This window comes from Bradyrhizobium sp., from assembly GCF_016462955.1.
In the GTDB taxonomy this organism is placed as follows: domain Bacteria; phylum Pseudomonadota; class Alphaproteobacteria; order Rhizobiales; family Xanthobacteraceae; genus Bradyrhizobium.
Genome location: NZ_JAEMSD010000237.1, coordinates 4,419 through 10,153, shown reverse-complemented (window position 1 = coordinate 10,153; position 5,735 = coordinate 4,419). Strand labels below are relative to the sequence as shown.

At 65.3% G+C, this 5,735-nt stretch carries 4 protein-coding genes; 2 read left to right on the top strand and 2 right to left on the bottom strand.

What is annotated here, in order from left to right; all coding sequences use genetic code 11:
• Positions 1 to 614 (top strand): aromatic amino acid lyase (locus JHD07_RS22465; RefSeq protein WP_291625895.1); only part of this gene is annotated, 614 nt, incomplete at its 5' end.
• Between the two features lie 10 nt (positions 615 to 624).
• A complete protein-coding gene (hutU, locus tag JHD07_RS22460) occupies positions 625 to 2,295 on the top strand; it encodes a urocanate hydratase (protein WP_291625893.1) in 1,671 nt (556 codons plus the stop codon).
• A gap of 7 nt (positions 2,296 to 2,302) precedes the next feature.
• On the opposite strand, the gene JHD07_RS22455 is transcribed toward hutU, so the two are convergent.
• Both JHD07_RS22455 and JHD07_RS22450 read right to left on the bottom strand, forming a co-directional pair.
• Entirely contained in the window at positions 2,303 to 4,312 is a 2,010-nt protein-coding gene (locus tag JHD07_RS22455; RefSeq protein ID WP_291625891.1) for an EAL domain-containing protein, read from the bottom strand.
• Positions 4,313 to 4,584: 272 nt separating this feature from the next.
• On the bottom strand, positions 4,585 to 5,694 hold the full coding sequence (locus JHD07_RS22450) for a hypothetical protein (protein ID WP_291625889.1): 1,110 nt from the start codon (positions 5,692 to 5,694) through the stop codon (positions 4,585 to 4,587).
• Between the last annotated feature and the right edge of the window lie 41 nt (positions 5,695 to 5,735).

Genomic DNA, 5,735 nt, shown 5'->3' with positions numbered 1-5,735 from the left:
ACAATCCGCTGGTGCTGGTCGAGACCGGCGAGATCGTCTCCGGCGGCAATTTCCACGCCGAGCCGGTGGCCTTCGCTGCCGACGCCATCGCGCTGGCGCTGTCGGAGATCGGCGCAATCAGCGAGCGGCGCATCGCGACGCTGGTCGATCCCGCGCTCAACTTCGGGCTTCCGCCGTTTCTCACCCCCGATCCCGGCATCAATTCCGGCTTCATGATCGCCGAGGTGACGGCGGCCGCGCTTTATGCCGAGAACAAGCAGCGCGCAGCCGCCTGCTCAATCGACTCGACACCAACCAGCGCCAACCAGGAAGACCATGTGTCGATGGCCGCGCATGCCGCGCGGCGCCTGTCCGATATGGCCGACAACCTCGCCGCCATCCTCGGCATCGAGCTCCTGGTCGCCGCCCAGGGCATCACGCTGCGTGCGCCGCATGCAACGAGCGCGCCGCTGGCTGCGGTCATCGGCGCCTTGCGCGAGCAGGTTCCAGCGCTGGGTGCGGATCGCTACATGGCCGGCGATCTCGCCAAGGCCGCGGCGCTGGTCGAAGCCGACGCGCTGCCGGCCGCTGCGCGCGCGCAGCTTCCCACCGATCCGTTTCCGAGACTCGTCTGAAGAGGTCCGCATGAACCATCGACTGGACAATGACCGCACCATCCGAGCCCCCCGCGGCAGCGAGATCAGCGCCAAGAGTTGGCTGACGGAAGCGCCCTTGCGCATGCTGATGAACAATCTCGACCCTGATGTCGCGGAGCGTCCGAGCGAACTCGTCGTCTATGGCGGCATCGGTCGCGCTGCACGCGACTGGGAGAGCTATGACCGGATCGTCGCGGCCTTGCGCGAGCTCGACGCCGACCAGACGCTGCTGGTCCAGTCGGGCAAGCCTGTCGGCGTGTTCCGCACCCATGCCGATGCCCCGCGCGTGCTGATCGCCAATTCCAACATCGTGCCGCATTGGGCGACGCTTGATCATTTCAACGAGCTCGATCGCCAGGGCCTGATGATGTACGGCCAGATGACGGCCGGATCCTGGATCTATATCGGAAGCCAGGGCATCGTTCAGGGCACTTACGAGACCTTCGTCGAGGTCGGCCGACGCCATTATGGCGGCAGCCTCGCCGGCAAATGGATCCTCACGGCGGGCTTGGGCGGCATGGGCGGTGCGCAGCCGCTGGCCGCGACCATGGCCGGTGCTTCGATGCTCGCGGTCGAATGCCAGCCGAGCCGCATCGAGATGCGGCTTCGCACCGGCTATCTCGATCGCCAGGCCGCGACGCTCGACGAGGCGCTGGCGATCATGGCGGATGCCGCGAAGACGAGAAGGGCGGTCTCGGTCGGCCTGCTCGGCAATGCCGCCGAGATCTTCCCGGAACTGGTTCGCCGTGGTGTCAGGCCCGACATCGTCACCGACCAGACCAGCGCTCATGATCCGATCAACGGATACTTGCCGAAGGGCTGGACGCTGGCGGAATGGGAGACAAAACGTGCTTCCGATCCAAAGGTAGTCGAGCGCGCGTCCAAAACGTCGATGGTCGAGCACGTCCAGGCGATGCTGGACTTCCACGCGCAAGGCATTCCGACACTCGACTACGGCAACAACATCCGCCAGATGGCGCAGGACATGGGCCTGACAAACGCCTTCGATTTCCCCGGCTTCGTTCCCGCCTATATCCGTCCCTTGTTCTGCCGCGGCGTCGGGCCGTTCCGCTGGGCGGCGCTGTCGGGCGATCCCGAGGACATCTTCAGAACCGACGCGAAGGTCAAGGAGCTGATGCCTGACGACAAGCATCTGCACAATTGGCTCGACATGGCCAAGGAGCGCATCAAGTTCCAGGGCCTGCCGGCACGGATCTGCTGGGTCGGTCTCGGCGACCGCCATCGCCTCGGCCTCGCCTTCAACGAGATGGTTGCGCGCGGTGAATTGAAGGCGCCCATTGTGATCGGCCGCGATCATCTCGACAGCGGTTCGGTGGCGAGCCCGAACCGCGAGACCGAGGCGATGAAGGACGGCTCGGACGCCGTGTCCGACTGGCCTCTGCTCAACGCACTGCTCAATTGCGCCAGCGGCGCGACCTGGGTGTCGTTGCACCATGGCGGCGGCGTCGGCATCGGCTATTCCCAGCACGCCGGCATGGTGATTGTCGCCGACGGCACCCCGGAAGCGGCCAAGCGGATCGAGCGCGTGCTGTGGAATGATCCCGCCAGCGGTGTCATGCGCCACGCCGATGCGGGCTACGACATCGCCATCGACTGTGCGCGCGACAAGGGCCTCGATCTGCCGAGCCTTGCCAAATAGGCGGATCTCAGGCCACGACCTTGGCCCCGGCGCCGTCGAGACGGGCGCTTTCCTTCGCCAGATAGTCGCCGATCGCATCGCCCGGCATGGGCTTGGCGAAGTAATAGCCCTGGATGTAGTCGCAACCCAGCCGGCGCAGGGTGTCGAGCTGAGCGCGAGTCTCGACGCCCTCGACGACGCAGGCGATCTCCATGTCGTCGCACAGGCCCGTGAGCGACTTGATGATCTTGTAGCTCACGGGATTGTCGTTAATGTCGGAGACGAAGCTGCGGTCGATCTTGATCTTGTCGAGCGGGAGCCGGTGCACATGGCTCAGCGAGGAGTAGCCGGTGCCGAAATCGTCCAGCGACACGCCGCAGCCCATGGCCTTCAGCGTCGCGATCGACTGCTGTGCGCGCACGAAGTCGAAGGTGACGGCGGTCTCTGTGATCTCGAAATCGATGCGGCGCGGCGGCATTCCGCTCTTCTCGATGATGGAGATCAGCGGCAGGATGCCTTCGGCCGCGCAGACGTCATGGGCCGAGAGGTTGAACGAGAGGCGAATGTGGTCGGGCCACGTCCTGGCGGTGGCGAGCGCGCGCACCAGCAGCGCTTGCGTCAGCGGCCGGATCAGGCCGATGCGTTCGGCGGCCGGGATGAAATCGGCGGGGGAAACCAGGCCAAGGCGGGCGCTGCGCCAACGGGCGAGGACCTCGAAGCCCGCGGTGTGCTCGCTCATGGCATCGACGATGGGCTGGAACACCAGATCGATCTCGGTGCTGAAATCGGCGATGCGCAGCAGGTTCTCGATGACACCGCGGCTCCGGATCTCCGCCTCGAGCTCGCTCGAGAAGATCATTGTGCGGCCGCGCAGATGGCGCTTCGCATGATAGAGTGAGTAGTCGGCGCACTCATAGAGCGCTTCCGATGACGTCGCGGAGTCCGGGAACGAGGCAAAGCCGATCGAGCACGACAGTCCGGTATGGGCGGTGTCGAGCTGATAGGGCAGCTTGACCTGGGCGCCGATGCGTTCGCCGAGGCGAAGCAGGTCCGTATCCTCGTGGTCGCCGCACACGACGAGGCCGAACTCGTCGCCGCCCAGACGCGCAAACTCCACCCGCTGCGGGCCAAAGCCCTCGCAGACCTCGCGGATGCGCCGACCCGCTTCGATCAGCACGCGGTCGCCGACCGAGTGGCCGTAATTGTCGTTGATCGGCTTGAAGCCGTCGAGATCGATGATGCCGACCGCGACGCGGACGTGCCTGCGCTCGGCATCGGTGAAGGCGCTCGACAGCTCGGCGAAGAAGCGGCGGCGGTTCGGCAGCTCGGTGAGGGAATCGAGATTGGCGAGGCGGAAGTTCTCGTCCGAGAGCGCCTGAGTCGCGGCCTGTTGCGCGAGCAGCGACTTGCGGCTGGCGACGAGATCGGCGAAGTCGCGGTAGTAGATGAACAGCACCGTCACCATCGCGCCGGAAACCAGGAGATTGTTGACCGCGATCGCCTTCAGCGTCGGCTCGCCCGTGGACAAGAAGAACAGCACATAGGGCACGTTGACGATCAACGTGACGATCAGCGCTGCGGAACGCAGATGCATCAACGTGAAGATGCAGGCGATCACGGTGACCGCCATGTAGAATGCGACCTGGCTCTTGGCGAAGGCATCGCCGTAAGGGTAGAGAGCGAAGGACCAGGCGGTGAAGCCGGCGCCGATCGGCAGCGTCAGCCAGTTGGTGGCGCGCAGATTGCTCAGGATGTCGGCATCGCTGCGCACACGGCGGCGCTGGCGCAGCCACCAGACGGTCCGCAACCCCGCGAGCGCGGCCAGCGCGCCAGGCACGATCATCGACAGCCAGTCCGGCGCGACGTTCACATACGTATAGGCCACCGCGATCGTGCTGCTGATGAGGATGAAGTAGAGCAGCGGGATTTGCTTGGAGAACGCGTCGAACTGCGCGCGCGTCAGGTCCGGATTGTCGGCAGGAACGCGAAACAATTGCGCCGCGGCAGCAAGGTGAGACTTCAAATCGGCAATCGGCATCGAAATACGGGCCCCCGCATCCCCTGAAAACGCCGGCGATCTTGCACGGCACGGGTAAAGGGCGCGTTAGGTGGCCTCGTGCGGGAGGCCAGCACAGGTTGCCGCAGCGTGCATCGGGTGAGGACGCGTTAAGGATATCCGCCGCCGGAACGGCAAGCTTCTCGTGCACAATTTGCCGGCAATCGCTGCAGCTACGATCTGCTAACCATGGTGCCCGGCCGTTGCGAGCATATGCGATCTCCCGGGGGCCACCGCGGCCGCAGAAGAAGGGATCAGGCGAGAACGGCTTGGCGCTGGCGCGTGGGCTCGCGGACCCGTTCGATCGGCCTTGGCTCGACGAGCCGTGTGAAACTGCGATGGCTGGCCTGTATGGGAGCCTCGACGATGACGCCCTCGCAGACGATCTGTCCGCCGAGCATCCTGAATTCGAGTTTGTCGTAGCGCGGCATCGTCTCGCCGGGCGCCGGCGGCAGCAGCCCGACACTTCCCTGGATGTTCAGCGCGGCCTCGCCTGTTCCGTAAAGCCGTGGATTCCACATCCTGCTCCCCGTCTCGGCCCAACGCTGCCGGATCAGCGCGGCGCGATCGGCGGGCTCCGCGGCTTTGGCGCAAGCTTTCGGTGCGCTGCGGATCTCTGGCGAAGGAGACGCGAGAGTCGGACCGGGCTCGATATCGGGGACGCCGCTGGATGAGTCGTTGGCCGCCGTCGCAATGGCCGTGGCGAGCGGAACATCGTTTGCCGGGGCCGGCGCGATCTCGACCAGCGCTGGTTCGCTATCGGCACGGGATTCAGAGACAGCAGCCGCGACGCTATTGGCATCGCCGAGCAGGACCGGGATTGCTTCGACGGCGACCGTTTCGACATCGGCGGAAGCGTCGGGCGAGGGGGCAGCCTCGATGACGGCATCAGCGACGTCAGTCGAAGCGGTCGCGACGTCTGATGATGAAGCCCCAACCTTCACTGCGACGTCGGAATGGATCTCGGCGGGCGATGCATCGCCAATGATGGCGAGGTCCGCCTCTCCAACTGGCTCGTGCTCCGCGTCGGCCAATGAAACCAGCGTCTCCTCGGCGACCGCCGACGTCGCGTGCGCCTCGATTTCCGTCGTTCTCTCCGGAGATGAGTCGTCGCTGATACAGATATCGTCGGACGGATTCTCCACGACGAGAGACGCAGCCGCACCGTTCTCCGAGACTGGAGCTGTGGCGGCAAGATCAGTCTCGCTGCTCTCGGCGATGGGAGCTTGTGCTGTGGCCGCGACATCATCGGCTATTGCGGGCGAAGCGTCCGCGGCGGTCGGCACGACCTTGATGCTGCCGTTGTCCGGCAAGGGCCGAAGCCGGGTCAACGCCCAGTTCACCGCAGGGATGCGGCGCAGCAACGATATCAGTCTCGAAAGCACTGGGAGTTGTCCAAGAGGTA

Bases quoted from the DNA above. Each gene is read 5' to 3' on its own strand.
- JHD07_RS22455 (WP_291625891.1), bottom strand. From the start codon at position 4,312: ATGCCGATTGCCGATTTGAAGTCTCACCTTGCTGCCGCGGCGCAATTG.
- hutU (WP_291625893.1), top strand. From the start codon at position 625: ATGAACCATCGACTGGACAATGACCGCACCATCCGAGCCCCCCGCGGC.